General features: G+C 69.4%; 26 protein-coding genes. 15 read left to right on the top strand and 11 right to left on the bottom strand.

What is annotated here, in order from left to right:
- Window positions 1–108 precede the first annotated feature (108 nt).
- The 4 genes from Q0R13_RS01375 (at window position 109) to Q0R13_RS01360 (ending at window position 3085) form a co-directional block, all read left to right on the top strand.
- The gene (locus tag Q0R13_RS01375) at window positions 109–1398 is read left to right on the top strand and encodes a cytochrome P450 (protein WP_293898333.1); all 1290 of its coding nucleotides are present in this window, start codon (window positions 109–111) and stop codon (window positions 1396–1398) included.
- Between the two features lie 7 nt (window positions 1399–1405).
- On the top strand, window positions 1406–2428 hold the full coding sequence (locus Q0R13_RS01370; RefSeq protein ID WP_293898330.1) for a phosphotransferase family protein: 1023 nt from the start codon (window positions 1406–1408) through the stop codon (window positions 2426–2428).
- The gene (locus Q0R13_RS01365) at window positions 2425–2808 is read left to right on the top strand and encodes a hypothetical protein (protein WP_293898327.1); all 384 of its coding nucleotides are present in this window, start codon (window positions 2425–2427) and stop codon (window positions 2806–2808) included. The genes Q0R13_RS01370 and Q0R13_RS01365 overlap by 4 nt, the downstream gene beginning before the upstream one ends.
- Before the next feature lie 109 nt (window positions 2809–2917).
- A complete protein-coding gene (locus tag Q0R13_RS01360) occupies window positions 2918–3085 on the top strand; it encodes a hypothetical protein (RefSeq protein WP_293898324.1) in 168 nt (55 codons plus the stop codon).
- Here Q0R13_RS01360 and Q0R13_RS01355 read toward each other — a convergent pair.
- Window positions 3082–3387, bottom strand: a complete 306-nt coding sequence (locus tag Q0R13_RS01355) for an NIPSNAP family protein (protein WP_293898321.1) — start codon at window positions 3385–3387, stop codon at window positions 3082–3084. The two genes, Q0R13_RS01360 and Q0R13_RS01355, sit on opposite strands and share 4 nt — an antisense overlap.
- A gap of 214 nt (window positions 3388–3601) precedes the next feature.
- Here Q0R13_RS01355 and Q0R13_RS01350 point away from each other — a divergent pair, with 214 nt between their 5' ends.
- Entirely contained in the window at window positions 3602–4297 is a 696-nt protein-coding gene (locus Q0R13_RS01350; RefSeq protein WP_293898318.1) for a helix-turn-helix transcriptional regulator, read from the top strand.
- 68 nt (window positions 4298–4365) lie between these two features.
- Here the strand turns inward: Q0R13_RS01350 and Q0R13_RS01345 are convergent, their stop codons facing one another.
- Window positions 4366–4680: a hypothetical protein gene (locus Q0R13_RS01345; protein ID WP_293898315.1), complete on the bottom strand. Its 315-nt coding sequence runs from the start codon at window positions 4678–4680 to the stop codon at window positions 4366–4368.
- A gap of 105 nt (window positions 4681–4785) precedes the next feature.
- Between Q0R13_RS01345 and Q0R13_RS01340 the strand changes: the two genes are divergently transcribed.
- Window positions 4786–5181 (top strand): hypothetical protein, encoded by a 396-nt coding sequence (locus tag Q0R13_RS01340; protein WP_293898312.1) that lies wholly within the window; start codon window positions 4786–4788, stop codon window positions 5179–5181.
- On the opposite strand, the gene Q0R13_RS01335 is transcribed toward Q0R13_RS01340, so the two are convergent.
- Complete coding sequence (locus Q0R13_RS01335) at window positions 5178–5633, bottom strand: DUF1810 domain-containing protein (protein ID WP_293898309.1); 456 nt, start codon at window positions 5631–5633, stop codon at window positions 5178–5180. The two genes, Q0R13_RS01340 and Q0R13_RS01335, sit on opposite strands and share 4 nt — an antisense overlap.
- A 116-nt stretch (window positions 5634–5749) precedes the next feature.
- Here Q0R13_RS01335 and Q0R13_RS01330 point away from each other — a divergent pair, with 116 nt between their 5' ends.
- From Q0R13_RS01330 to Q0R13_RS01320, 3 genes are all read left to right on the top strand, one after another.
- On the top strand, window positions 5750–6145 hold the full coding sequence (locus Q0R13_RS01330) for an OB-fold domain-containing protein (protein ID WP_293898306.1): 396 nt from the start codon (window positions 5750–5752) through the stop codon (window positions 6143–6145).
- 4 nt (window positions 6146–6149) lie between these two features.
- Entirely contained in the window at window positions 6150–7292 is a 1143-nt protein-coding gene (locus Q0R13_RS01325; RefSeq protein ID WP_293898303.1) for a thiolase domain-containing protein, read from the top strand.
- A 194-nt stretch (window positions 7293–7486) separates the two neighbouring features.
- On the top strand, window positions 7487–8854 hold the full coding sequence (locus Q0R13_RS01320) for a CehA/McbA family metallohydrolase (RefSeq protein ID WP_293898300.1): 1368 nt from the start codon (window positions 7487–7489) through the stop codon (window positions 8852–8854).
- A 7-nt stretch (window positions 8855–8861) separates the two neighbouring features.
- On the opposite strand, the gene Q0R13_RS01315 is transcribed toward Q0R13_RS01320, so the two are convergent.
- Together Q0R13_RS01315 and Q0R13_RS01310 are read right to left on the bottom strand one after the other, a co-directional pair.
- The gene (locus Q0R13_RS01315) at window positions 8862–11366 is read right to left on the bottom strand and encodes an ATP-binding protein (protein ID WP_293898297.1); all 2505 of its coding nucleotides are present in this window, start codon (window positions 11364–11366) and stop codon (window positions 8862–8864) included.
- Between the two features lie 170 nt (window positions 11367–11536).
- Window positions 11537–11962, bottom strand: a complete 426-nt coding sequence (locus Q0R13_RS01310) for an Lrp/AsnC family transcriptional regulator (protein ID WP_293898294.1) — start codon at window positions 11960–11962, stop codon at window positions 11537–11539.
- 121 nt (window positions 11963–12083) lie between these two features.
- Here Q0R13_RS01310 and Q0R13_RS01305 point away from each other — a divergent pair, with 121 nt between their 5' ends.
- The 4 genes from Q0R13_RS01305 to Q0R13_RS01290 all read left to right on the top strand — a co-directional run bounded on the left by Q0R13_RS01305 (window position 12084) and on the right by Q0R13_RS01290 (window position 17520).
- Entirely contained in the window at window positions 12084–13190 is a 1107-nt protein-coding gene (locus Q0R13_RS01305; protein WP_293898291.1) for a saccharopine dehydrogenase family protein, read from the top strand.
- Window positions 13191–13208: 18 nt separating this feature from the next.
- On the top strand, window positions 13209–14732 hold the full coding sequence (locus Q0R13_RS01300) for an aldehyde dehydrogenase family protein (protein ID WP_293898289.1): 1524 nt from the start codon (window positions 13209–13211) through the stop codon (window positions 14730–14732).
- Window positions 14733–14981: 249 nt separating this feature from the next.
- A complete protein-coding gene (locus Q0R13_RS01295; RefSeq protein WP_293898286.1) occupies window positions 14982–15929 on the top strand; it encodes a MoxR family ATPase in 948 nt (315 codons plus the stop codon).
- 226 nt (window positions 15930–16155) lie between these two features.
- Window positions 16156–17520, top strand: coding sequence for a VWA domain-containing protein (locus tag Q0R13_RS01290; protein ID WP_293898283.1), 1365 nt, complete (start codon window positions 16156–16158; stop codon window positions 17518–17520).
- Here Q0R13_RS01290 and Q0R13_RS01285 read toward each other — a convergent pair.
- The 3 genes from Q0R13_RS01285 to Q0R13_RS01275 all read right to left on the bottom strand — a co-directional run bounded on the left by Q0R13_RS01285 (window position 17517) and on the right by Q0R13_RS01275 (window position 21666).
- A complete protein-coding gene (locus tag Q0R13_RS01285; protein ID WP_293898280.1) occupies window positions 17517–19010 on the bottom strand; it encodes an MFS transporter in 1494 nt (497 codons plus the stop codon). The two genes, Q0R13_RS01290 and Q0R13_RS01285, sit on opposite strands and share 4 nt — an antisense overlap.
- A gap of 95 nt (window positions 19011–19105) precedes the next feature.
- Entirely contained in the window at window positions 19106–20596 is a 1491-nt protein-coding gene (locus Q0R13_RS01280; protein WP_293898277.1) for an MFS transporter, read from the bottom strand.
- Between the two features lie 140 nt (window positions 20597–20736).
- Window positions 20737–21666: a proline iminopeptidase-family hydrolase gene (locus tag Q0R13_RS01275; protein ID WP_293898274.1), complete on the bottom strand. Its 930-nt coding sequence runs from the start codon at window positions 21664–21666 to the stop codon at window positions 20737–20739.
- 153 nt (window positions 21667–21819) lie between these two features.
- On the opposite strand from Q0R13_RS01275, the gene Q0R13_RS01270 reads away from it, so the two are divergent.
- Complete coding sequence (locus Q0R13_RS01270) at window positions 21820–22974, top strand: hypothetical protein (RefSeq protein ID WP_293898271.1); 1155 nt, start codon at window positions 21820–21822, stop codon at window positions 22972–22974.
- Window positions 22975–23168: 194 nt separating this feature from the next.
- On the opposite strand, the gene Q0R13_RS01265 is transcribed toward Q0R13_RS01270, so the two are convergent.
- Both Q0R13_RS01265 and Q0R13_RS01260 read right to left on the bottom strand, forming a co-directional pair.
- Window positions 23169–24230, bottom strand: a complete 1062-nt coding sequence (locus Q0R13_RS01265) for an NAD-dependent epimerase/dehydratase family protein (RefSeq protein WP_293898268.1) — start codon at window positions 24228–24230, stop codon at window positions 23169–23171.
- A 91-nt stretch (window positions 24231–24321) separates the two neighbouring features.
- On the bottom strand, window positions 24322–25095 hold the full coding sequence (locus Q0R13_RS01260; protein ID WP_293898265.1) for an EthD domain-containing protein: 774 nt from the start codon (window positions 25093–25095) through the stop codon (window positions 24322–24324).
- Window positions 25096–25275: 180 nt separating this feature from the next.
- On the opposite strand from Q0R13_RS01260, the gene Q0R13_RS01255 reads away from it, so the two are divergent.
- Window positions 25276–25809 (top strand): carboxymuconolactone decarboxylase family protein, encoded by a 534-nt coding sequence (locus Q0R13_RS01255; protein ID WP_293898262.1) that lies wholly within the window; start codon window positions 25276–25278, stop codon window positions 25807–25809.
- A gap of 15 nt (window positions 25810–25824) precedes the next feature.
- Here the strand turns inward: Q0R13_RS01255 and Q0R13_RS22575 are convergent, their stop codons facing one another.
- Window positions 25825–26247 carry a biotin carboxylase N-terminal domain-containing protein gene (locus Q0R13_RS22575; RefSeq protein WP_366852183.1) on the bottom strand — a complete coding sequence of 141 codons (423 nt, stop codon included), beginning with the start codon at window positions 26245–26247 and terminating at the stop codon, window positions 25825–25827.
- Window positions 26248–26358: the final 111 nt, after the last annotated feature.

Genomic DNA, 26358 nt, shown 5'->3' with positions numbered 1-26358 from the left:
TTGCGGAGCGTCACGTTGGGGGTATCAAGTCGCACGATAGGAACAATTGGAGGGGCCCGTCTTGTATGACCTTGCGTCAGCCGGGCGGCGAATTGGCCAATGAGCGTGATGACCGCCGCTGACCACCGCATACCGCAGGCGCACGCCGACAATTTGGCGACCCCCGCGGCCTACGCCGACGGACGAATTCACGACACCTATCGCTGGCTGCGCGCCAACGAACCGCTCGGGATCGCCAAGATCGCGGGTATCGATCCCTTCTGGGTCGCGACGAAGCACGCCGACATCCTGGAGATCAGCCGCCAGAACGACCTGTTCCACAACGGCGACCGCTCGCCGACCCTGACCAGCCAGGCGGTGGACCAGCATGTCCGCGCGATGATGGGCGGCAGCCCGCACCTCCTGCGCACCCTGATCCACATGGACGCCCCCGATCATCATAAATATCGGGCGCTGACCCAGGCGTGGTTCATGCCGCAGAACGTGAAGACACTGGAGGACCGGATCCGGGTGATCGCACGGGCCTCGGTGGACAGGATGGCGGCGTCGGGAGGGACCTGCGACTTCGTCAACGAGGTGGCGCTGCACTTTCCGCTGCATGTGATCATGACCATCCTTGGGGTGCCGGAGAGCGACGAGCCGCGGATGCTGAAGCTCACGCAGGAGCTGTTCGGGGCATCCGATCCGGAACTGAGCCGCGAGGGGGCGCCGCGCACGGTCGCCGAGGCGACGGCGCAAAACATCGACTTCAGCGTGATCGCCGACTTCTCGAACTATTTCCGGGCGTTGTCGGAGGCGCGGCGGGCGAACCCGACGGACGACCTGGCCTCGGTGATCGCCAACAGCCTGATCGACGGCCAGCCGATCTCCGACCTGGAGGCGATGAGCTATTACATCATCGTCGCCACCGCCGGGCACGACACCACCTCCTCGTCCACCGCCGGCGCCATGTGGGCGCTGGCCGACCGGCCGGCGGAGTTCCGCAAGCTGCAGGCCGACCTGTCGCTGATCCCGGGGCTGGTGGACGAATCGATCCGCTGGACCACCCCGGTGAAGACCTTCATGCGCACGGTCACGGCCGACACCGAATTCGCCGGCCGGTCGATGAAGCAGAACGACTGGCTGATGCTCTGCTACGCCTCGGGCAACCGCGACGAGACGGTGTTCGAGGCGCCCGATGAATTCCGGGTCGACCGCAAGCCCAACAAGCACCTGGCCTTCGGCTACGGCGCGCACCTGTGCCTGGGCCAGCACCTGGCCAAGATGGAAATGCGCATCCTGTGGGAGGAACTGATCCCGCGGCTGAAGTCCGTGGAGCTGGGCGGGACGCCGGCGATGAGCGAAGGGGTCTTCGTCAACGGGCCCAAGCGCCTGCCGATCCGTTTCGAGATGGCCTGAGCCGCCCGTGAGTCACCCGCTCGAGCCCAGACTTGCAGCCTATATCGCCGCCCGGATGCCGGAGGCCGACGTGGCCGTCTCGCGCCTCGAGCGCATCTCCGGCGGCGCCAGCCGCGAGACCTATCGCTTCGAACTGGCCTGGACCGAGGGCGCCGCGGCCCACGTGCGCAAGCTGATCCTGCGCCGCGACCCGCCGGCCAGCCTGATCGACACCGAACGGCGGGTGGAGTTCGAGGCCTACCGCGCCTTCCGCAACTCCGACGTCCCGGTGCCGGAGATGCTGTGGCTGGAGGAGGGCTGCCAGGCGCTGGACCACCCCTTCTTCATCGCCGAGGAGATCACCGGCTTCAACGCCTCGCCGCAGATGCTGTTCTCCGGCCCGTTCGACGACGCCCTCGCCCGACTGGCCGAGCGCAAATGGACCATCCTGGGCGCCATCGCCAAGGCCGATCCAAAGGCGCGGCTGACCCGGGTGATGCCCACCCCGGCGCTGGACGCCTGCTGGCGCCGCGAGCTGGATCACTGGGAAGGGTTGATCGACAAGGACGCCACCGAGCCGCTGCCAATCGCCCGGGCCGCGATCCGCTGGCTGCGCGCCAACCCGCCGCCGCCGGCCCAGAAGCTCAGCATCGTCCACGGCGACTACCGGACCGGCAACTTCCTCTATGACGCCAAGGGCGACATCCACGGGGTCCTGGACTGGGAGATGGCCCACCTGGGCGACCCGCTGGAGGACCTGGGCTGGAGCCTGCAGCCAGTCTGGACGTTCGGCCGCACGGGCCTAGCCGGCGGTCTCTGCAGCCAGGCGCAGGCGATCGCCATCTGGGAGCATGCCTCGGGGCTGACCGCCGACCCGGCCGCGCTGCACTGGTGGATCCTGTTCAACTGCGTGAAGGGCCAGGGCATCTGGGTGGGCTCGGCCGCGGCCTTCACCAGCGGCGGCAACAAGGCGCCGATCATGGTCTATCCCGCCTGGTGGCTGATCAACGCCCAGGACCGGGCGATGCTGCAGGTGATGGGCCGCCTATGACGCCGCAGGTCCCCTCTGTCCTGATGGAGCTCGCGGGCCTGCTGGTCCGCAACGCCCAGCCCGATGTGGCCCCGGCCGAGCGCACCAACGACCTGGGCCTGGCCGCCATGCTGCTGCTGGTGGCCGGCGAGATCTGGGACCGCCAGGCCCATGTCCTGGTCGATGAGAACCGCGCGATCCGCGCCCTGCTGGACGAGGCCGGCGAGGACAAGGACCTGCGCCTCTCCGTCCTGCAGGTGGAGAACAACCGCCTGCGAGCTGGCCTGATCCACGCCCAGGCGGCGGCCGAGACGGCCGGCGACGTCCCGCGCCAGGCCGCCATCTGGGCCGAACTCGTGGCCTCCACCGAACGCCGGAGGCTGTCGACCGCGCCGGTGTGAGAACGCCCTTGTTTTCCCGCGAAACGGGGGAGGAAATCGCCCCCGCGTTAATCGGAGCGTAGCCGCGCCCGGCGCACACTGTCCGCCACACACCTGGTGGGATTTCAACATGGCTGCGACCAAGCGGAAGGTCGAAGAGGACCCTGTCGTCGAGAAGCTGCTGGACGGCACATACGACCGGCAACTGGCCGAGTTCGAGGCTAACATGACGGCGGCGGCGGCGGAACTGCGCCGCGCGCACGCGGCGATGCGGGCCGAGAACACCCTGCGCTCCTAGACCACCGGCGTCAGCCAGGTGCGCTCCTCGCTGAGGATGAACCGCTCCGCCTGGGCCAGCGCGAAGTTGGCGCGACCGGCGGGGTCGGTCTTCAGGCGTGCGCGATAGGCTTCGTAGGCCGCCAGGCTCGGAAACGAGATCAGCGCCAGGGCGATGTTGTCGGTCCCTTCGTGCGGCAGGAAATAGCCGATCAGGTCGCCTCCGCAGCCCGGGATGATACTCAGCCAGTTTCGCGCATAGGCCTCGAAGGCGTCGCGCTGGAACGGGTCGATGACATAACGGATGCAGCAGGTGACGGTCATGGGAGGCTCCGGGTCCGGGCGCTCGTTCTAGCGGCGGGGCGGCCGGCACGTTTCGCTCGCGGCCGAAGCGTCGTCGCGCTCCAGTCGCTAGAGCCTATCTGGTTCAAGTGGACTCACTTGAACCAGATAAAAAGGCTCTAACTCTTTGAATTGGAGCGCGTCGGGCGGCGAAACCGGGATCCACTTTCGCCTGACGCGCTCTAGGGTGGGGGCCATGAAGCTAGGCCCCGACATCACCCGCATCGCCGCCCTGCTGGGCGACCCGGCCCGCGCCAACATCCTCTCGGCGCTGATGGGCGGCCAGGCGCTGACCGCCGGCGAACTGGCCCGCGAGGCCGGGGTGACGCCGCAGACCGGCAGCGCCCACCTGGCCCGGCTGGAGCAGGGCGAGCTCATCACCCGGCGCATCCAGGGCCGCCACAACTATTTCGCCCTGGCCAGCCACGACGTCGCCGAGGCCCTGGAGCAGCTGGCCCTGCTGGCCGAGCGCACCGGTCATATGCGCACCCGGACGGGACCCAGGGACCCCGCCATGCGCCGCGCCCGGGTCTGCTACGACCACCTGGCGGGCGACGCCGGGGTGGCGATGCTGGACGCCCTGATCGCCGCCGGCCGCATCGCCGACGAGGCCGGCTCCCTGGTGCTGACCCCCGCCGGCCACGCCTTCGCCCGCGCGTTCGGTGTCGCCGTCGAGGCCCGTGGCCGGCGGCCGCTGTGCAAGGCCTGCCTGGACTGGAGCGTGCGCCGCAGCCACCTGGCCGGCGTCTTCGGGGTCGGCCTGCTGGAGAGGATCTACGACCTGGGCTGGGCGCGACGGATGGAGGGCACGCGGCTGGTGGCCTTCAGCGCGCCGGGGCTGCACGCCTTCGAGCGCACGTTCCAGCCGCTGCGCGCGGCGACCGCGGGATAGTCGAGCCGCCAGCGGCCGGCCGGCCGTGTTGGCCATCGCCTCAGGCCGGACGCGTCCGGCGCACCGCCTCAGTCCACGGCCTCGCTGACGTGGGCGGTCTTGTAGTGGCCGGCGATGTCCTCGTGTTCGGCGATCCGCACGGCGCGCGCGACGTTGAGGCGGGTGAAGACGTGGGTGGCGCCGCGGCGGGTGGCCTTGGTCCATTCGCCGCGGGCCTTAGAGAGGTCGTTGGTCTGGCCCACGGTCAGGACCTTGAAGCCCTCGGGCTCCTCGCGGACGTAGACGTAGTTGCCGGCCACGGGCAGGTGGGCGGCGCCCTCGGCCCAGATCCGGAAGCGATAGCGGGCGCGCGAGGCGCCCTGAAAATCGATGAAGTCTTTCATGTCCATTCCAAGCGCTTAAGTCATAGGCGTAGCAGGCCGCGCCGGCCGGTCGAGAGGGCGGATGCGAGTCCTGGATCAAATCCGCGTTTTGGGGCTTCCTGTCGCATGTCCGACCGGCTGAATCGCTTCCTGACCCATACCACCGTGATCTCGCGGAAGGCGGCGCTGGGGCGGGTGGTGAACGTGACCCGCGAAACCTGGCGGCTGAGCGACGATCCGCAGGCGGTGCGCCCGGAGGTGCTGAGCCTGGTGATCGGGCTGACGGCGTCGGAAGCGGCCGACCTGGCGCGCGAGGCGGCGGAGGCCATGCCGCGGCACGGCTTCCACAAGCCCTCGTCCTCGTGGTGGGGGGCGGACGAGACGCAGTTCCACCGGTTTGTCGTCCACACAGGGCCGCGCCACAAACGCACAGGGCTGCTGATCGCCTCTGGCCTGCTGGGACTGGCCGTGGCCGCGCTGGTGCGGCGGCAGGGTCGTGGTCGCGCGAAGGACAAACGTTAAGTCGCCGCCTGGATGCCCAGGGCGCGCAGGGTGCGCTTGTCGAAGCCGCCGGGGAAGAACTTCACCAGGGTCAGCATGAAGACGGTGTTGTCGTCGGTGGCGTGGGCGAAGAGGGTCAGGCTGGAGCGCAGCTTGCGGTCGTCGGGCCGCCCGAAGATCTGGAAGGCGGTGCGGTCCTGCAGCCCGTTCAGGATGGTGAGGCAGGTGCGCAGGCGCGGCCCCAGCACCGGGTGGGCCACGTAGGCGGCGGCCTCGGCCAGGCTGGCGATGGCGTAGGTTTTGGACATCTCGCTCTCGCCCAGGCCCTGGAACTGCGGAAAGACGAACCACATCCAGTGGGATTGCTTGAGGCCGGCGCGCAGTTCGGTGAGCGCGCGATCATAGACGCTCTCGGCGCCGACGCCGGCGTCCTGGGCCCTGATGAACCGCTCCAGATCATGGCTTTCGATCATCGGCGCATCACTACAGGTGACAAGCGCCGCGGTCTCGTCTTTGCTGCGCCGCCCGCCACTAGCGGACTAGAACAGACCGATTTTTCTAAGGGATGGATTTTCGAATGCCGCCACGCATGTTGCCTGAACCCACGCCAGAGACCCGCCATTTCTGGGACGGCTGCAAGGCGGGCGAGCTTCGCCTCCAACGCTGCACCGCCTGCCACGAGAGCTATTTCCCGCCGCGGGCCTTCTGCCCGAAGTGCGCCAGCCGCGACGTCGAGGTCTATCCGGCCAGCGGCAAGGGGGTGCTGTGGTCCTACGTCATCAACATGCGCCCGCGCCCGGACATGGGGACCGAGCCCTACGCTATCGCGGTGGTGAAGCTGGCCGAGGGCCCGCAGATGATGACCAACATCGTCGACTGCCCGCAGACGCCGGAGGTGCTGCAGCTGGACATGCCGCTGCAGGTCTCGTTCGCCAGGCAGACCGACGACATCACCCTGCCCCTGTTCGCGCCGGTGAAGGGTTAGTCGCTTGAAGCAGAAATCCGTAGGCGTCGTCGGCGCCGCCGAGACCACCAAGATGGGCAAGATCCCGGACGTGTCGGTGATCGGCCTGCACGCCGACGCCGCGCTCAACGCCCTGGCCGACGCCGGGCTGAAGCCGAGCGACATCGATGGCGTCGCCTGCGCCGGGATCAGCCCGGTGGAGCTGGCCCACTACATGGGCATCACGCCGACCTACGCGGACGGAACGTCGGTGGGCGGCTGCTCGTTCATGCTGCACGTGCGCCACGCGGCGGCGGCGATCAACGAAGGCCTCTGCACCACCGTGCTGATCACCCACGGCGAGAGCGGCCGGTCGCGGGTGGGCTCCAGCGGCTTCGGCCGCGCGCCCTCCAGCCTGATGGGCCAGTTCGAGATGCCCTATGGCGTGGCCGGCCCGCCGACCATGTTCACCATCCCCGTGCTCCGCTACCTGAAGACCTATGGCCTGACGGCCGAGGACCTGGCGTGGGTGGCGGTGATTCAGCGGGAGTGGGCGGCCAAGAACCCGCGCGCCAGCTTCAAGGACCCGCTGACCGTCGACGACGTGCTGGGCGCCGACATGATCGCCTGGCCGTTCACCAAGCTGATGTGCTGCCTGGTCACCGACGGCGGCGGGGCGCTGATCCTGACCTCGGCGGAGCGGGCCAAGGACTTCCCGCAGAAGCCGGTCTATGTGCTGGGCACGGGCGAGAGCGTCGAGACGCCGCTGGTCAGCCAGATGGCGGACTTCACCTCGTCGAAAGCGTTCCGCGTCTCCGGCAAGAAGGCGTTCGACGAGTCGGGGCTGGCGCACGCCGACGTCGACCACCTGATGATCTACGACGCCTTCGCCCACCTGCCGCTGTATGGCCTGGAGGACCTGGGCTTCTGCAAGCCGGGCGAGGCGGCGGGGTTCATCCGCGAGCGGAACACGGCGATAGGGGGCAAGCTGCCGCTCAACACCAACGGCGGCGGCCTCAGCTACATGCACTCCGGCATGTACGGCATGTACGCCCTGCAGGAGAGCGTGCGGCAGCTGCGCGGGATCGCCCCCGCCCAGGTCCCGGGCGCCAGGACCAGCGTCTGCCACGGCGTGGGCGGCATGTTCGCCGCCTCGGGCACGGTGATCTTCTCGAACGAGGCGCCCTGATCTCGGTGCGGCGGCAGCGCCCCCTGCATAGCTTCGCGGTCCCCCCTCCCCCGTTGGCACGGGTGAGGAACAGAGGCGCCATAGTGCCTCACCCGCAACGCGGGGGAGGGGGACCCCGAAGGGGTGGAGGGCGCGCTGGCGCCGCGCTGACCTTCGTCCTGCTGCTCGCCGCCACGCCCGGTCTTGCCGAGACCTTGACGCTGACCGGCGTGATGACCGGCGCCGATCACCAGACCTATCGCGAGGTCCCGTTCCGGGTGCGGGCGGGTACGACGTCGGTGAGCGTCGCCTTCAACTACGCCGGCAAGGACCAGAAAGCGGTGATCGACATCGGCGTGCGGGACCCGCAGCGGTTCCGCGGCTGGAGCGGCGGGAACAAAGCGCGCTTCACGCTCACCGAGACCTGGGCGACGTCGTCGTACCTGCCGGGGCCGCTGCCGGCGGGAACGTGGACGCTGATCCTGGGTGTGCCCAACCTGCGCAAGGACGGCCGCGCCACCTACACCGCGACGATCGCCCTGGACCACAGCCCGGTCTTCCATGGCTTCGCCGAGGCGCCGCTGAGGGCCGGCCCCGGCTGGTATCGCGGCGACCTGCACCTGCACACCGAGCATTCGGACGGGGCCTGCGCCTCGCACACCGGCCAGAAGGTTCCCTGCCCGCTGTTCCGCACCCTGGAGGCGGCCGCCGCGCGCGGCCTCGATTTCGTGGCGGTGACCGACCACAACACCTCCAGCCACTTCCAGGACCTGGCGGAGCTGCAGCCGTACTACGACGACCTGCTGCTGATCCCGGGCCGCGAGGTCACCACCTTCCAGGGCCATCTGGGCGTGCTGGGGATGACCGCGCCGCTGGACTTCCAGCTAGGCGGGCCGCGCGCGCCGACGCTGGGCCACATCCTTGACCAGGCCGAAGCGGCCCACGCCCTGGTCTCCATCAACCACCCGGGCCTGCCGTCGGGCGAAGCCTGCATGGGCTGCGGCTGGACGGCGGCGACGGACTACGCCCGTATCCCGGCCGTCGAGGCGGTCAACGGGACGATCGGCGCCGGGCCGCTGTCCGGCATTCCGTTCTGGGAAGCGCGGCTGAACGCCGGGCTGCACATCACCGCGGTGGGCGGCTCGGACAACCACGACGCCGGGCTGCCACCGGCCAGGGGGGTCGGGGTCCCCACCACCGTCGTGCACGCCGAAGCGCTGTCGCAGGACGCCGTGCTGGCGGCGATCCGGGCGGGCCATGTGTTCGTGGATGTCCAGGGAACCCGCGACCGCCTGCTGGAGGTCCGCGCCGAGGCCGGCGGGCAGACGGCGGAGATGGGCGACGGTCTGAAGGCCGGAGCGCCGGTGCGGCTGAGCGTCCATGTCGCCGGCGGCGCGGGCGGGCGGCTGGCGTTCGCGGGGCCCGGAGCCGCCGGGTTGGCGTCAGCCGAACCGTTGCAGGGCGACGAGCGGCGGACCTTCGACGTCCCCGCCCTGGCGCGCGGCTGGCTGCGCGTGGACGTGCGCGGTCCGGACGGCGCGCTGTGGCTGCTGGGGAATCCGATCTATCTGGCGCGGCCGTAGGCCGCCCCTAAGCCGCCGCCTCGTCGCGGTACTCTTCGCGGGTCGCCATGGCGTGGATGATGGCCTCGATCAGCGCATCGGCGCGGATCGGCTTGGAGAGGTGGGCGTCGGCGCCCGCCTCCTGGCCGGCGCGGACATGCTCGTCCATGGCATTGGCGGTGAGCATGATCACCGGGGTGCGCGGCAGGCCCTGCTCGCGCTCCCAGGCGCGCAGCTGGCTGGTGGCCGAGAGGCCGTCCAGCTCGGGCATCTGCATGTCCATCAGCACCACGTCGAAGCGTTCGGCGCGCAGGGCCTCGAGGGCCAGGGCGCCGTTCTCGACGATCACCGGCTCGACGCCGACCGAGCCCAGCACCAGCTGCACGACCTTCTGGTTGGTCGGGTGGTCCTCGGCCAGCAGCACGCGGGCGCCGGAGATATCGAAGGCCTCGAACGGATTGTCGTCCACCTCGGGCGCCTCGCCCTCGACCGCCTCCAGCGCCACCAGGACCGAGAAGGTCGAGCCGCGGCCGGGCTCGGAGGTCACGTCGATCATCCCGCCCATCAGCTCGATCAGCGAGCGGCTGATCGCCAGGCCCAGGCCGGTGCCGCCGAACCGGCGGCGGATCGAGGCGTCGGCCTGTTCGAAGCGGCGGAACAGCCGCTGGCGCACGTCCTCGTCGAAGCCGATGCCGGTGTCGGAGACCGAGAACAGGATGGCCTCGCCCACCTGCATCACCTCCAGGCGGACCTCGCCGGCCTCGGTGAACTTCACGGCGTTGGAGAGCAGGTTGGACAGCACCTGGGTCAGGCGCACCGTGTCGCCGGCGAACCGGCGGTTCACGTCGGGAGCCACGGTCCAGCCGAACGCGAGGCCCTTGGTCTCTGCCGAGGCGCGGTGCAGTTCGGCGATCCGGCTGACCAGGGTGGCCATCGCGAACTCGTCGCGGCACAGCTTGATCTCCCCCGCCTCGATCTTCGAGAAGTCGAGGATGTCGGTCAGCACCCGCTCCAGCAGGCGGCCGGAGGACACGATCAGCTCGGCCAACTCCTTGCCCCTGGGCGTCGCCTGTTCGCGCGACAGGGTCTCGGAGACGGCGATCACGCCGTTCAGCGGCGTGCGCAGCTCATGGCTCATATTGGCCAGGAAGCGGGACTTCTCGGTGTTGGCGCGTTCCAGCTGGGCCGTGCGCTCGGTCACCCGGTCCTCCAGCGAGGCCAGCACCGCCTCGGTCTTCTCCCGCTCGACGCGCAGCGACTTGGCCAGCACCCCGATCTCGTCGCCGCGCCGCTCCTCGGCGCTGACGTCCACGCGCGCGTTCTCCCCGGACCCGTCGGCCTCGCAGGAGGCCGCCAGCCGTTGCAGGGGCTGGACGATGGTGCGGGTGGCCAGGAACACCACTGCCAGGGTCTGCAGCGCCGTGGCGATCGCCCCCAGAACCAGCACCCAGGACGCCGAATTGGCCGCCGAGGCCGCCACCGCGGTCTTGGGATAGGTCAGCATCAGGTACCAGTCGGGACCGAACAGCGCGCCGAAGGCCACGATCTGCTTGCCGTCCGGGCTGGTGATGACACCATTGGCCCGGCCGTCCTTCTTGACCGCCGCCACCAGGGTCTTGAGGCTGAGACGCCGCTCGTAGTCGGCCACCGTCCGCTCCGAGGCCTTGCCCGGCACGGTGTAGCCCGGATAGGCGATCAACTCGCCCTTGCCGGTGACCAGCAGCGACTGGGCGCCCGGCAGCGAGGTCTTCACCGCATTGGCCAGGAACCCGGTCAGTTCGATCGAGGAGCCGAACGAGCCCACGTAGCGGCCGTTGGCATAGGCCGGCGTCAGGCAGCCGGTGGCCAGGCGGTCGCCCTTGTTATCCTGGATCAGCCGCTGGAGATTGGTGCAGCGGGTCAGGCCCTCCGGGTCCAGCTCGCGGCTGGTGATCGAGGACATCTGCTCCTTGGAGATATCCAGGTCGGCCGGGGCCGTGTGGCGATAGAACATCAGCCTGTCCGCCCGGTCGGGCCCGAACAGCACCAGCCGCGTCCGCGGCGGCACGAAGAAGTAGAAGTTGTCGTAGTCCTTGTGCGCGGCCTGGCCGAAGTTGGCGACCAGCTCGAAGGCGGCCACCAGGGCCTTCTTCTGGTCGCGCGGCAGGTCGTGGGCGCGGCCGATGATCGAGCCCATGCCGTAGATGTAGCGCCCGTCCTTCATCACCCCGTCGAAATATTCGTCGCGGCTGCGGCGGGTGCCGTCGGGCTGCATCGGGAAGTACTGGTCGGCCAGCCGGTCGACCTCGGCGTCGCTCAGGTGCTTCATCCGCCGCTCCAGTTCCTCGCCGGCGGCCTTATGCAGGGCGGTCAGGTTGGAGAAGCGCCGGTCGACATTGCTGGACCGCTCGCGGACATAGTCCTGCAGATAGGCGATCTGCCGGTCCCCCAGCTCGCGCTGGAAGACCAGGAAGGCACCCAGCGTGCTGAAGATGGTCACGACCAGCGACATCACGCCGACGCTGATCAGGAACCTTCGCGAAAGAGATCTCATCGTCCGACCGGAATCCCCAAACGTCGGACAGTCCTGAACGCCTTATGTTTAGGTCGGGTAACCAAGGTCGAGATTTCACAGACGGATGAACGGGTTGTGGGGGCGGCGCGCGCCGGGATCGCGCATCGCTCCTGCTCCGAAGGGAGCACTTCGGGGGAGGAGCGTTCAGGTCAGCGGTCGAACTTGGTCGACAGCACGATGGAGGAGTTGGTCCGTTCCACGCCCTTCACGCCGCCGATCTCGTCGATGGTGGCGTCCATCTCGGCGACGCCGGCGGCTTCCACCGTGGCGATCATGTCGAAGGGGCCGCTGACCGACTGCAGGCGACGGACGCCCGCCATCCGCTTCAGGGCCGCGGTCACCGCGCCGGCCTGCTTCGGCTCCACGGTCAGCATGATGAACGCGTGGACGCGGCCGGCCTCATAGGCGCCGGCCAGCTTCACGGCATAGCCGGCGATCGTCCCGTTGCGTTCCAGCTTGGCCAGCCGGCTCTGCACCGTGGTGCGCGACAGGCCCAGCGCCCGGGCCAGCTCCGCCACCGGCGCGCGGGCGTTGTCGCGGAGTTTGGCCAGCAGGTGCTCGTCCAGGTCGTCCATCGGCGTTCCGCACAATCCCTTCGGCGATCCGCGCAATCTAACGCCGCAAATCGACGGGACGCCAATTGAAAGCGGCGCCCGGGCCTGAGATTCTGCATCGGAACCCAAGGGAGCCCAAATCATGCGCACGGTTGCTGTCATCGGAGCCGGCAAGATCGGCTCCACCGTCGTCGACCTGCTGGTCGCGTCCGGCAGTTACGAGGCGGTGCTGATCGACCAGTCCGCCGAGGCCCTGGCCGAGTTTGCCGGCCGGCCGCACGTGACCACCGCCGCCCTGGCCATCGACGATCCCGCCGCCCTGCTGGCGCGCCTGACCGGCGTGTTCGCCGTGGTCAACTGCGCGCCCTTCCACCTGACCATCGCCGTCGCCCAGGCGGCCAAGGCGGCCGGGGCCCACTACCTGGACCTGACCGAGGACGTGGCCTCCAGCCGCATCGTCCGCGACCTGGCCGCCGACGCCACCACCGCCTTCATCCCCCAGTGCGGCCTGGCGCCGGGCTTCATCACCATCGCCGCCTGGGACCTGATCAAGCACTTCGACCAGTTGCACGACGTGCGGCTGCGGGTCGGCGCCCTGCCTCGCTATCCGTCCAACGCGCTGAACTACAACCTCACGTGGTCCACCGACGGGGTGATCAACGAATACTGCGAGCCCTGCGAGGCCATCGTCAACGGGCGGCTGCGCGAGACCCCGGCCATGGAGGAGTGCGAGGAGTTCGCCCTCGACGGCGTGGCCTACGAGGCGTTCAACACCTCCGGCGGCCTGGGCACCCTGTGCCTGACTCTGGACGGCCAGGTGCGGAACCTGAACTACAAGACCATCCGCTATCCCGGCCACGCGGCGATCATGAAGGCGCTGCTCAACGACCTGAACCTGCGCAACCGCCGCGACGTGCTGAAGGACATCCTGGAGAACTCGGTCCCGGCCACCATGCAGGACGTGGTGATCGTGTTCGTCACCGTCTCGGGGATGAAGGCCGGGCACCTGATGCAGGAGACCTACGTCAACAAGGTCTTCGCCCAGCCGGTGGGCGGCGAGGTCAAGTCGGCGATCCAGATCACCACCGCCGGCGCCATCTGCGCGGTGCTGGACATGCTGGCAAGCGGCGACCTGCCCCAGAGCGGCTTCATCCGCCAGGAGGACATCCCGCTGCCGGCGTTCCTGGCCAACCGCTTCGGCCGCTACTACGCAACCGACGACCTCCCCTTCCGCGCCGCCGCCGAATAGCGAGACATCTGGTAAGCCATGACCGTGCAATCGAAGATCACCTCCGCCGCGGCCGAAGCCGCCGCCGTCCTGGGCCGCCTGGGCGTGGCCGAGGCCCTGTGGACCGGCGGCGACCGGCCCGTCCGCTCCCCGGTGACCGGCGAGATCGTGGCCCATGTCCATGACGCCTCGAAGGGCGAGGTCGACGCCGCCATCGCGGCCGCCCAAGCCGCCTTCCTGACCTGGCGCACCGTCCCGGCGCCGCGCCGCGGCGAGCTGGTCCGGCTGTTCGGCGAGGAACTGCGCGCCGCCAAGGCCGACCTGGGCGCCCTGGTCACCCTGGAGGCCGGCAAGGTGGTCTCCGAGGCCCTGGGCGAGGTCCAGGAGATGATCGATATCTGCGACTATGCGGTCGGCCTGTCACGCCAGCTGTTCGGCCTGACCATCGCCACCGAGCGGCCCGACCACCGGATGATGGAGACCTGGCACCCGCTGGGCGTGGTGGGCGTGATCTCGGCATTCAATTTCCCGGTGGCGGTGTGGTCGTGGAACGCCGCCCTGGCCGTGGTCTGCGGCGACGCGGTGGTCTGGAAGCCCTCGGAGAAGACCCCGCTGACCGGCCTGGCCGTCCAGGCGCTGTTCGAGCGCGCCCTGGCCCGGTTCGGCGACGCCCCGGCCGGCCTGTCGGCCGTGGTGATCGGCGGCCGCGACGTGGGCGAGGCCCTGGTCGACCACCCGAACGTCGCGCTGGTATCGGCCACCGGCTCGACGGCCATGGGCCGCGCGGTCGGGCCGCGGCTGGCGCAGCGCTTCGCCCGGTCGCTGCTGGAGTTGGGCGGCAACAACGCCGCCATCGTCACGCCCACCGCCGACCTGGACCTGACCCTGCGCGGCGTCGCCTTCGCCGCCATGGGCACCGCGGGCCAGCGCTGCACGACGCTGCGCCGCCTGTTCGTCCACGAGAGCCAGTACGAGGCCTTCCTGCCGCGCCTGAAGGCCGCCTACGGCTCGGTGAAGGTCGGCGACCCGCGCGAGGCCGGAACCCTCGTTGGCCCGCTGATCGACCAGGCCGGGTTCGACGGCATGCAGCAGGCGCTGGCCGACGCCCGCGCCGCCGGCGGCGCGGTCACCGGCGGCGACCGCGTCGAGATCGGCGAAGGCTTCTACGCCCGCCCGGCCCTGGTCGAGATGGCCACCCAGGCCGACGTGGTGAAGCGCGAGACCTTCGCTCCCATCCTCTACGTGATGAAATACGCCGAGCTCGGCGAGGCCATCGCGATGCAGAACGACGTGCCGCAGGGCCTGTCGTCGTCGATCTTCACCAACGACATGCGGGAGGCCGAGCTGTTCATCTCGGCCCGCGGCTCCGACTGCGGCATCGCCAACGTCAACATCGGCCCCTCGGGCGCCGAGATCGGCGGCGCGTTCGGCGGCGAAAAGGAAACCGGCGGCGGCCGCGAAGCCGGCTCCGACAGCTGGAAAGCCTATATGCGCCGCGCCACCAACACCATGAACTACGGCCGCACCCTGCCCCTGGCGCAGGGCGTGACCTTCGACGTCTGAGACCGCTCCTCCCCCGTCCCGAAGAGGACGGGGGAGGTGGCGCAGCGCGAAGCCATGAGACGGAGGGGGCGCAAGGCGGCTGACTCCGAGCTTGAGGCCTCGCGCCCCCTCCGTCGGCTTCGCCGCCACCTCCCCCGCTTCGCAGGGGAGGAGCGGAGGATTCCAAACGGATGTTTGCTTACGTAGGGCGCGCTTGGCACAATCGGCGCATTCCGGCGTACGCCGTTTTCGAGAGATCAGACTTTGACCATGACCCCACCGGCGGTGAAGCCTCCGGCCGCCGACCATCTGTCCTCGGTCGACGCCCTGATCGAGGGCCTGAGCTCGGTGGGCTATATCGCCTCGCGCCGGATCGCCACGGCGCTCTACATGGCGGTGAACCTGCAGAAGCCGATCCTGGTCGAGGGCTCGGCCGGCGTCGGCAAGACCGAGCTGGCGCTCTCCACCGCCAACCTGCTGGGCCTGCCGCTGATCCGCATGCAGTGCTACGAAGGCCTGGACGAGTCCAAGGCGCTGTACGAGTGGAAGTACGGCAAGCAGCTGCTCTACACCCAGATCCTCAAGGACCGGATGGGCAGCGCGCTGGCCGACGCGCCCGACATGGACGCCGCCATGGTGCGGCTGCACGGCATGGGCGACCTGTTCTTCTCCGAGCCGTTCCTCGAGCCCCGGCCGCTGATGCAGGCGCTGCGCCAGGATGACGGCTGCGTGCTGCTGATCGACGAGGTCGACAAGTCCGACGAGGCGTTCGAGGCCTTCCTGCTGGAGGTGCTCTCCGCCTACCAGGTCTCGGTCCCGGAACTGGGCGTGATCGTCGCCAAGACCCCGCCGCTGGTGTTCCTGACCTCCAACAATGTCCGCGACCTGGGCGACGCGCTGAAGCGCCGCTGCCTGCACCTGCACATTCCGCTGCCCGAGGCGGCGCTGGAGGAGCGGATCGTCGCCACCCGGGTGCCGGGCGTCGAGGCCAAGCTGACCAAGGATCTGGTGGCCTTCGTGCAGTCGCTGCGGACCCTGGACCTGCGCAAGCCGCCGTCGATCTCCGAGACCGTCGACTGGGCACGCGCCCTGGTCCTCCTGCACGCCGACAGCCTGAGCCCCGACCTGGTCCGCGACACCCTGAACGTGATCCTGAAATTCGAGCAGGACATCGTCGCGGTCGAGCCCCAGGTGGTGGAACTGCTGCACCGGCGGTGAGGGTGGTGGCGGCATATGCGTTCTCTCCTCTCTCCCCGCGAAGCGGAGAGGGAGAGGGTAGAGAGAGGGTCGGCTGGGCCTTTCAGTCTCTCCCGTTGGTCGGTCGAGGACCCGCGACGGCGGCGTGCATGGGTCACGGCTGGACCATAGGCGGATCCGCGCTGCACGAGCCGACCCTCTCCCTACCCTCTCCCTCTCGGGCTTCGCCCGGGGGAGAGGAGGCGTAATGCAGCACACCCTCGAACAGTTCTTCCGCGCGCTGCGCGCCGCCGACGTCCGGATTTCGCCGGCGGAGGCGATCGACGCCTCGCGCGCGGTGATGGTCACCGGCTATGGCGACCGGCCGCTGTTCAAGGACGCCCTGTGCGCGACGCTGGCCAAGTCGGCCGAGGAGGTGACGCGGTTCGACGCCGTGTTCGAGACCTTCTTCGCCCGCGACGCCATCAACCTGAACCCACCGCCTGAGGGTTCGCCCCAAGGCGAGCCCAGCCAGGAGGACCTGGACGCCACGGCGGGCTCGCCGCTGGCCCAGGCGGTCCTGACCGGCGACGCCACCGCCGTCCAGCAGTCGATGGAGGAGGCCGCCGCCCGCGCCGGCGTCGCCGACATCCGCCTGACCACCCAGCGCTCGCGCCTCACGCGCCGCCTGCTGGAGGAGATGGGGCTGGAGGAGATCGAGCGGATCATCGCCAATGCGCGGCGCATGCCGGACGGCCAGGGCGAGGGGCTGGCCAACCGCCTGGACGCCGCGCGGCGCAACCTGTTCACCGAGGCGCAGGCCTATGTGGCCCGCCAGCACGACCTCTATGCCGCCGGCTCCGCCCAGGAACTGCGCGAGGAGCGGCTGGTCCGCAAGGCGCTGAACGCCGACGGCGGCGTCGACCCGGTCGACTACCAGCTGATGGCCGCCCTGGTGAAGAAGATGGCCAAGCGGCTGGCCGCCAAATACTCGCGCCGCCGCCGCGCTGCCCGTAAGGGCCACCTGGACGTGCGCAAGACCCTGCGCAAATCCATGGCCCACGAGGGTATCCCCTTCGAGATCGCCTGGAAGGTCAAGAAGATCGACAAGCCGTCGATCGTGGCCATCTGCGACGTGAGCAAGTCGGTGGCCGCGGCCGCCCAGTTCCTGCTGACCTTCCTCTATTCGCTGAACGAGGTGGTCGACCGCATGGACGCCTTCGCCTTCTCAGGCCGGCTGATCAGCGTGAACGACATCCTGGACGACAACGGCGTCGAGGGCGCGATCCTGAAGGTGCTGCAGCAGATCGGCTTCCAGCAGACCGACTACGGCCGCTCGCTACAGGACTTCGCCGACAATCACCTTGACCGCTTGGACCGCCGCACCACGGTGATCTTCCTGGGCGACGGCCGCTCCAACTTCGCCGACCCGCGCCTGGACATCATGCGCCAGATCCACGACCGGGCCCGCGCCGTCATCTGGCTGAACCCCGAGCCCGAGAGCTACTGGGCCCAGGGCGACAGCGTCATGCACCGCTACGCCCGCTTCTGCCACGTGGCCAAACAGTGCGGCACCCTGGAGCAGCTGGAACGCATAATCGACGACGTGCTGCGGAGCTACGTCCCGCACTAGGTCGTCAGCCCGGCCCGCAGGTCGTCGGCGCGTTTGAGGGTCAGCTTCGCCGCGATCTCCGTGTGCCGCTCGCGCGAGACGCCGTACCAGATCAGCGCCACGGCCGAGCCGATGGCGAAGAGGGCCGAGAACGGGCCCCAGGCCAGGATGAGCAGGCGCAGGGTGTGCTCCGGCACCACGGCGTTCACGGTCATGCCGGCGGCCTTCGGAAAGTTGAGCGCGTCCAGTGCGAACCCCGCCGCCACCTGGCCCAGGCCGGTCGCGGCCTTGGAGGCGAAGCCCAGGCCGGCGAAATAGAGCCCCTCGCGGCGATGGCCGAACAGCACCTCGTGCTCGTCGGCCGCGTCGGCCATCATCGCCGGATAGCCCACCACCAGGGCCGAGATGCCGAACCCGGCGATGGCCACGTTGACGATCAGCATCCACATGGCCGCGTCGCCGGTCGGGGCGATGACGCCCAGGGCGCGCAGGCCGTGAACCACGGTCATGGACACGACCACCACCGCCAGGCCCAGGATGCAGGCGGTCTTCTTCTCCACCCTGGTCAGCAACAGGCGCGCGAACGGCACGCCGGCCATGATCGCGATGTAGAAGGCCATGGCCACGAACTGGATCTGCTGCGGTTGCAGCTTCCAGACGAAGATGTAGGCATGGTTGTTGAGCGCGCCGTTGACGCCGGCCGCCACCCAGAACAGCAGGGCAGAGGCGAACAGCGCGCGGAACGAGCGGTTGCGGAACACCTCGGAGAGCTCGCGCCCCAGGCCGCTCAGCAGCGGGGCCGCGGGCGTGGTCGGTTGCGGCAGGCGCCGCGCATAGCGCCAGACCCCCAGGATGCCGATGGCCCCGCAGGCGAACAGCAGCAGCCCCATGGCCTGGCCGAACGCCGGATAGTGGGCGCGCACTTGCAGGCCGCCCACCCCGGAGAAGAACACCGAATAGGCCACGATCACCATGACGAAGCTGATCGCCACGCCGAAGAAGCCACGGTAGGCGGCGATGCTGGCGCGTTCGCCATAGCCGCTGGCCATCTCCGCGCCCAGCGCCGCAAAAGGCAGGTTGTAGAGCGAGGCCACGCCGCGCAGCGACATCTTCGCCGCCACCAGCCAAGTGAACAGCAGGATCGGCTGCAGGCCCAGCGGCGGCGAGAACAGCATCCATAGCGCCAGCCCCGTCAGCGGCGCGCCCGCCACCATCATTGGCAGCCGGCGGCCGAAGCGCGAGCGCACATTGTCCGAGATCGAGCCGATCATCGGGTCCATGACTGCGTCGAGGCACATGCTGAGGCCCAGCGCCACGCCCACCGCGGTCCCCGAGAGGCCGAGCACGGCGGTGTAGTAGAAGAACACGAAGCCGGCCACGACCAGGTAGCCGGACTCGATGGCCTGGCCGAAGGAATAGATCGCCTTGACCGATACGCTGGGCTTGAGTTCGACGCCGACGGGCGCGGGCTCCACGTCAGGCGGGCCTGCGAAATTCTCAGCGAGCGCCACGGCGATCCTCCCCGGACCGTTGTTGTTTGAAGGGACGGTATTCCCACCCGCCAGCGTGGCAACTGTGACCTTGCGTCACTTGGTCCGGGCAAGCCTCAGGAGCTGCGGCCCTCGCTGACGTCCAGGCGCCGCTTGGCCTTCAAGGCCGTGGCGATGTCCTCGTGGCGCACCCGGCTGATCCGGTAGGGAATGAGCAGCAGCAGCGCGACCAGGCCGAGCGCGGCCGCCACCGGTCCCCAGGCGATGATGATCTTGTCCATCAGCGGCTCGGGCAGGATCACGCCAACCTGCTTACCCGCCTCCTTGGGAAACCGCATCACGTCCAGCGCCACGCCGGCGACCAGTTGGCCCAGGCCGGTCGCCGCCTTGGAGGCGAAGCCCAGCCCCGAGAAATAGAGGCCTTCGCGCCGGTGGCCGAAGCGGACCTCATGCTCGTCGGCGGCGTCGGCCATCATCGAGGGGTAGGCGATGGCCATGAAGCCGATCCCCACCCCGGCGATTGCCACGTTAGCGGCCAGCCACGGCACCGCCGCATCGCCGATCGGGGTGAACAGCCGCGCGACCCGCAGCACCGGCAGCACGCTCCACGCCAGCAGCACCATGGCCAGGCCGACGATCACCGCCGAGCGCTTCTCCATGAACCGCAGCAGGACCGGCGTCAGCGGCACGCCCAGCGCGATCCCGACGAGGTAGCCATAGGTGATCAGCTGGATCGATTGCGGCTTCACCTGCCAGACGAAGACGTAGGCGTGGTTGTTGAAGGCCGCGTTCAGGCCCGCCGCCACATAGGCGATCAGGGCCGAGAAGAAGAGGGTGCGGAACGAGGAGTTGCGGAACACCTCGGCCACCTCCGGAAGCAGGGCCCGGAACAGCGGCTTGGGCGGCGTCGTCGGCTGCGGCAGGCGCGATGCATAGCGCCACACGCTCAGGCAGCAGACCGCCCCGCCGGCGAAGCACAGCACGCCCATGGTGACCCCGAACGCCGGATAGGCCGCGGCCTTCTGCAGCCCGCCGGTCCCGGCGAAGAACACCGAATAGGCCAGCACGGTGATCACCAGGCCGGTGAAGATGCCCGCCACCGTGCGGTAGGCCACGACGCTGGAGCGCTCCACATAGCCGTCGGCCATCTCGGCCCCGAGCGCGAAGAACGGCAGGTTGAACATCGAGGCGAAGCCGCGCAGCGCCAGCTTCGACAGGGTCAGCCAGAAGAACAGCACGAAGGCCGCCAATCCGGCCGGCGGCGCGAACAGCAGGGCCAGCGACAGCCCCATCACCGGCGCGCCGATCACCATCAGCGGCAGGCGCCGGCCGAACTTCGAGCGCACGTTGTCGGAGAGCGAGCCCACCAGCGGGTCGACGAAGGCGTCGACGCCCATGCTGATCGCCAGGGCCAGGCCGACCAGGCTGCCGGAAAGCCCGAGCACGGCGGTATAGTAGAAGAACACGAAGGCGGCGACGGCGATGTAGCCGGACTCGATGGTCTGGCCGAAGCTGTAGAGGAACTTCACCACCCAAGGCGGCTTCAGCTCGGCGGCAGGCGACAGTTCAGGCGCCACGGCGCCCGTGAATTGCTCTGCGACCGCCAACTGGTTTCCTCCCGAGCGGTTCTTGTTTGAACGGACGGTATTCGCTGGGGAGACCCTGGCAACCATGACCCAACGTCAGCCATCGCCAGGCACATGCAGGTGGGGCGATCCTGTCCCACCGCATGAAGGGCAGGGAAAGTTCAGACGAAGCCCTTCAGCAGCGCCGCATAGGCGTCCGGCTTTTCCACCATGGTCATGTGCGAGCAGTCCGCCATCACCTCCAGCCGCGAGCCCTGGATCGCGTCGCGAATGGTCTGGTGGCAGTCGAGGGTGACCTCGTCGAACTCGCCGGTGGTGATCAGGGTCGGCAGCCTGATCTTCCCCAGGTCGGCGCGGCGGTCCCAGTCCTTGATCACCCCGGTGATGGTGAACTCGTTCAGCCCGTTCATCACCCGGTAGGCGATCGACCGGCCGAGGGCGTCGAACGACGTCTGCGCCTCCGGGTCGGGCGGCACGCGGCAGACGTGGAGCTTGTAGAAGAGCTCGGTGATCGCCTGGTACTCGGGGCTGGCCTCCTGGTGCGCCGCTTCCAGCGCATGCAGCCGCGCGCCCTTGCCGTCCGGCAGCTGGTCGATCAGCCGCTGCTGCCCGGCCGCCGCCTGCGGCACGCTGGCCAGCGCCCCGCCGAGGATCAGCTTCTCGACGCCCTTGCCGCGGCCCTGGCACAGATACTCGATGGCCAGCATCCCACCCCAGGAGTGGCCGAACAGGATGATCTTCTCCAGGCCCAGAGCCTTCCGGACCGCGTCAACCTCGTCGACCGCGCGCTGGATCGTATAGATCTTCTCGTCGGCCGGGCTGTCGGCCAGGCCGCAGCCGAGCTGGTCGTAGAAGATCACCTGCCGGTCGGTGGCCAGCGCCTCGAGCGAATGCAGGTAGTTGTGCGCCGCGCCGGGCCCGCCATGCAGGGTCAGGATCGGCGTCTTGCCGCCGGTCCCCACCCGCTTCCACCAGATGTCCCCGCCCGGGACCGCGGCCTTGCCCTGGCTGGGCGCCGGCACGGCCTTGCTGCACCCGGCCAACCCGGCCGCCGCCGCCGCGCCGATGGCGCCTCGTCGCGTGAAGTCCATGTGCGGCGCCTCCCCGATCTCGCGGCGAGGATACGGCGCGCGCCGTGGCCACAGATCAAGCGCCGCCTCGCCGCAGCGGAACTGACCGGGCGGAAGCGCGAGTTCGTGATAGAACGCCACGACGTTCAGCTCGCGCCCATCGGAGGTGTTGTCATGCGACGCGCACTCATTCTCGCCCTGGGAACCACCCTCGCGGCGTCCGGCCTCGCGCAGGCCGGGCCCGCCGCCAAGGGCGGCCCGCCGATCGTCGACCCGACGATCCCGCAGCCCGGCTGGGCGCCGCCGAAGACGGCCTGGGGCCAGCCCGACCTGTCCGGCTACTGGAGCAACGCCACCCTCACGCCGCTCACCCGCAACCCGCGCCTGACGGACAAGGTGACCTTGTCGCCCGCGGAGGCCCGCGCGACGGCGGCGAGCTGGGCCAAGGCGCTGGAAGAGGCGGACGCGCCCACCGATCCAAAGGCGTCCACCCAGACCTATGCGGAGAAGCCGAGCGAGTCGAAGCTGCTGGCGATCCGGCCGGACTTCGCGGCCGCCGGGGGCGACGTGGGCGGCTACAACGCCTTCTGGCTGGATCCGGGCGCCAACATCATGGAGGTCAACGGCGAGTTCCGGACCTCGATCCTGACCACGCCCAACGGCCAGCCCCCGGCCCGCAAGGGCAGCGGCAGTGGTGGGGGCAGCTATGGCCAGTACCGGGACCTCTACGACAGCTATGAGACCCGCGCGCTGGGCGAGCGCTGCATCATGGGCTTCGGCCGCAACGCCACCGCGCCGATGCTGCCCAACGGCTTCTACAACAACAACTACCAGATCGTTCAGACCCCGGACTCGGTCGTCATCCAGGTGGAGATGATCCACGAGGCGCGGATCGTCCGGTTGGGCGCGCAACACCGCACGGACGGCGTCCGCCCCTGGATGGGCGACAGCGTCGGCCACTACGAGGGGAACACCCTGGTGGTCGAGACCACCAACTTCCCGCAGCGGGAGGGCTTCATGGGGTCGTGGAAGACCCTGAAGGTCACCGAGTGGTTCACCCGCGTGTCGCCCACCCGGATCAACTATCGCTTTCAGCTGGACGACGCCGACACCTGGGACAAGCCCTGGGGCGGCGAGTACGACTTCTCCCCGCTGAAGGGGATCATCTACGAATACGCGTGCCACGAAGGGAACTACGCCCTGCCGGCGATCCTGGCGGGCGCACGCCACCAGGAACAGCAGGCCGCCGAAGTCGCCGCCGCCAAGGCCGCCGCGCCCGTGGCGGAACCCACCGCGGCGCCGTCGAAGGGCAAGCGTGGGGCGGACTAAGCTAGAGCCTTCCTCTCCCCCGCGAAGCGAGAGGGAGAGGGCCGGCGCTGGCAGAGGTGATCCGCCGTTGGTCCAGCCATGACCCATGCCCGTCGCCGCCGCTGATCCTCGCGGAACCGCCGGCGCGAACCGAGAGGCCCAGCCGGCCCTCTCCTTTATCCTCTCCCTCTCCGCTTCGCGGGGGGCGAGGAGCGCTATGGCGCCCGCCGCTTCACCTCTACCTTCGCCACCGATAGCAGGGCCTCCACGCAGTCGCGGATGGACTGATCCAGCGGCCGAAAGCTCATCCCGGTGACGGCGCGAATGCGGTCGTTGCGCAGGTCGGCGCCCGCCCAGATGGCCCGCAGTTCCGCCTCGCGGGCCTTGATGCGATCGGGAAACGGGTCGGTCACCGCCGGAGTGTCGTGGCGCAGTTCCGGCAGCAGCCGGTCGATGTCGGCACAGATGTCCTCGACGTTCCGGGCGTCGGTGGACCAGGCGATGTAGCGCTGGCCGTTCGCAACCGAGGCGCTTTCCAGGAGCCGGATGTGGGCCTCGGCGTCGTCGCGGACGTCGACCGTCATCCAGGGGCGGTAGGCGCCGGTCTGGACCAGTTCGCCCTTCAGCATCAGCTCGATCAGGTGCTGCCAGGGGCCCATGTCCTTCTGGTGCGCCGACTGGATCGGGCCGACGTTGTCGCCCGGACAGCAGGTGATGGCGTCCCACGCGCCGCTGAGCTGAGCGGCCTCGGCGAAGGTCCGCTCGGCGATCAGCTTGCCGATGGAATAGCCCTGGCCGCGTTCGGGCGTACGCTTGGGGCTCATCTCGTCCGGATAGCGATCCTCGTAGAACACCGGGCGGCGCGCCACCTCCTGGATGTCGGCCTCCGAGATGATCGCGGCGATGCTGGAGGTGACGACCACCCGGCTCACGGAGCCTGACCCGTTCACGCTGGCGATGATGTGATCGCAGACCCGGCTCACGTAGGCGGCGTCGTCATAGTTGGTGACGTGGCTGATGTGCGTGACGCCATGGCAGCCCTTGAAGATCTCGTCGAACGCCCCGCCCTGGTCCAGGTCGGCGCTGTGCAGGGTCAGCCGGCCCGAGGCGAACCCTGGCATCGCCTGAAGGAACCCCGTCCGCGTCAGGTCCTCGGCGTTGCGCACGCAGGCCCGCACCCGATAGCCCTTGTCCAGCAGGCCGCGCACCACCCAGCCCCCGAGGAACCCGGCCGCGCCGGTGACCGCGACCGTGCCGCGCTTGGGGATGGGAGCCATGGATCGTTTCCTCGGTGGGGCCGCGTTGGGCCGGTCATGTCCGGCGCCACCCTAACCCAGGGCGTCGGGGCCCCGCGACCTTCGCCGCGGATCAGCCGGTGTGGTCGAAGATCAGGTGTTCTCGCGTGAGGAAGCATCGCGAGCGGTCCATCTGCACGAACCGCCGCTCGTCCTCGACCAGGGCGGCGCTGGCGCGGCGCCCTGCCTCGGTTTCGCCACCGCGCCCGAGGTCGGCGAGCGACCTGACCCAGACCTCGGTGATCCCGTCGAGGGGCGGCTCGTAGCCCCTTCCGGCCTGGAAGCCGGCGTTCAGCTCCGGGGCGATGGCGTGGCTCTGCACGTACCGCGCCATGTGCAGCGCCTCCGCGAAGCCGGTCACCAGCGGCCCATGGTCCTTGAGCCAGGTGGCATGGCAGGCGGGCTGGTCAAGATCGTTCCGCCGCGCCAGCAGGTAGGTCACCTTCAGCGCCTCCGCGCCCAGGCCTTCGCCACCGGTCCGGTCGAAGATCGGATGCTCCTCGGTGAGGAAGACGCACGAGCGAGCGAAGTCGATGAACGTCGCCTCATCCGCCCCCAGGGCCGCGCCGGCGACGGCGCCCTCCGGCGTCGCATAGGCCGCCTGGAAGTCGGCGAGCGAGTCCCACCAGACCTCCGTGACGCCGTCCACGGGCGGCAGCATCCCGCGGGCCGCGCGCATGGCCTCGTTGGACGGGTGGTCGAAGAGATGGCTCTGGACATATTTCCGGAGCCGCAGCGCGCCGGCGTGGGACGCCACCAGCGGACCGTGGCGGGTCAGCCAATGATCGGTGAACGCCTCGCTCGAGAGGTCCGACCGGCGGACGATGACATAGACCAACTTGATCATGGCGCGGCTCCCGATGGACGTTCGCGATCAGGATCACACAGCCCCCGATGCACGGCCACCGCAAGGCCAGCCCTACCTCACGCGCCTCACGCCGCATGACGGACCATCTTGTGGACTGACGCAGCGGCATCGCGTGTCCAATTTGAGACCCCTCCAACCCAGGATCACGGAGAAGCCTCCATGTCGCGCATGCCCCTCGTCGAACCCGAGGCCCTGCCGCCGTACCTGAAGGCGATCCATGACGGGACGCCGGAGGAAAACTGGCTGGGCCGCCACTTCGCCCGCGCCTTCGCGCCCAACGAGGCGCTCGTCCAGGCCTACCAGAGCTTCTACCACCCCTGGCACACCGGCTCCGCCGGCGTGCTCGAGCCGCGCCTGAAGGAACTGGTGCGCCTGCGCATCGCCACGCTGAATGGCTGTGTCCTTTGCAAGAGCGTCCGCATGGCGCCGGATACCGTCTCGGAGGACGAAGCCGCCTCCGGCGTCGACCACGCGGATGACGCCGGCTTCTCGGCGCGCGAGCGGGCGGCGATCCACTTCGCTGAGAAGATGGCGCTGGACCACCACAACATCGGCGACGATGACGTCGAGGCCATGCGCTGCCTGTTCACCGACGCCGAATTCCTGGAGCTGGCGATGATGACGGGCCAGTACATCGGGTTCGGCCGCGTGCTGGCCATGCTGCAGCTCGAAGTGGCGAGCTGCCCGATCTAGGTTGGCCGCGTTGTTTTACCGGCTGACGACCCACCGCAGCTTCTTGCCGGTGCGCACCGGGATCGGCGGGATGCTCTCCAGGCCGCCCAGGATCCAGCGGCGGGTGTCGGCGGGGTCGATGACGTCGTCCAGGGCCGGGCTCGACCCCTGGCTCAGCGCCTTGCCGCGGGCGAAGGCGGCGTTCTCGCTCAGGAAGCCATAGCCCGGATGCACCGCGTCGGCGCCGGCCGCCACGGCCGCGGCGACCACCTGGTCGATGTCCAGATAGGCCGCCGGACCCGAGCCCTTCAGCCCCACCGCCCGGTCGGTCTTGCGGGTGTGCAGCGAGGCGGCGTCGTCCCGCGAGAACACCGCCACGGTGGCCAGGCCCATCTCGGCGGCGGTCCGCGCGATGCGCACGGCGATCGCGCCCCGGTTGGCGATCAGCAGCGTCTTCACGTGGAGCGTCCCTCAAACATCTGTTGGGACGCATCATGCCAACCCAGTGGGCAAGTCCAAGCGACTTGAAGGACCGGTCTACCGGGCTGCTATGCTTTCAGCCTGTCCGGG

Origin of the sequence: Phenylobacterium sp. (assembly GCF_025351295.1) — a bacterium.
Classification (GTDB): Bacteria; Pseudomonadota; Alphaproteobacteria; order Caulobacterales; family Caulobacteraceae; genus Phenylobacterium.
Note: the sequence above shows the minus strand (reverse complement) of the source record. Positions and strands in the feature narration are given on the sequence as shown.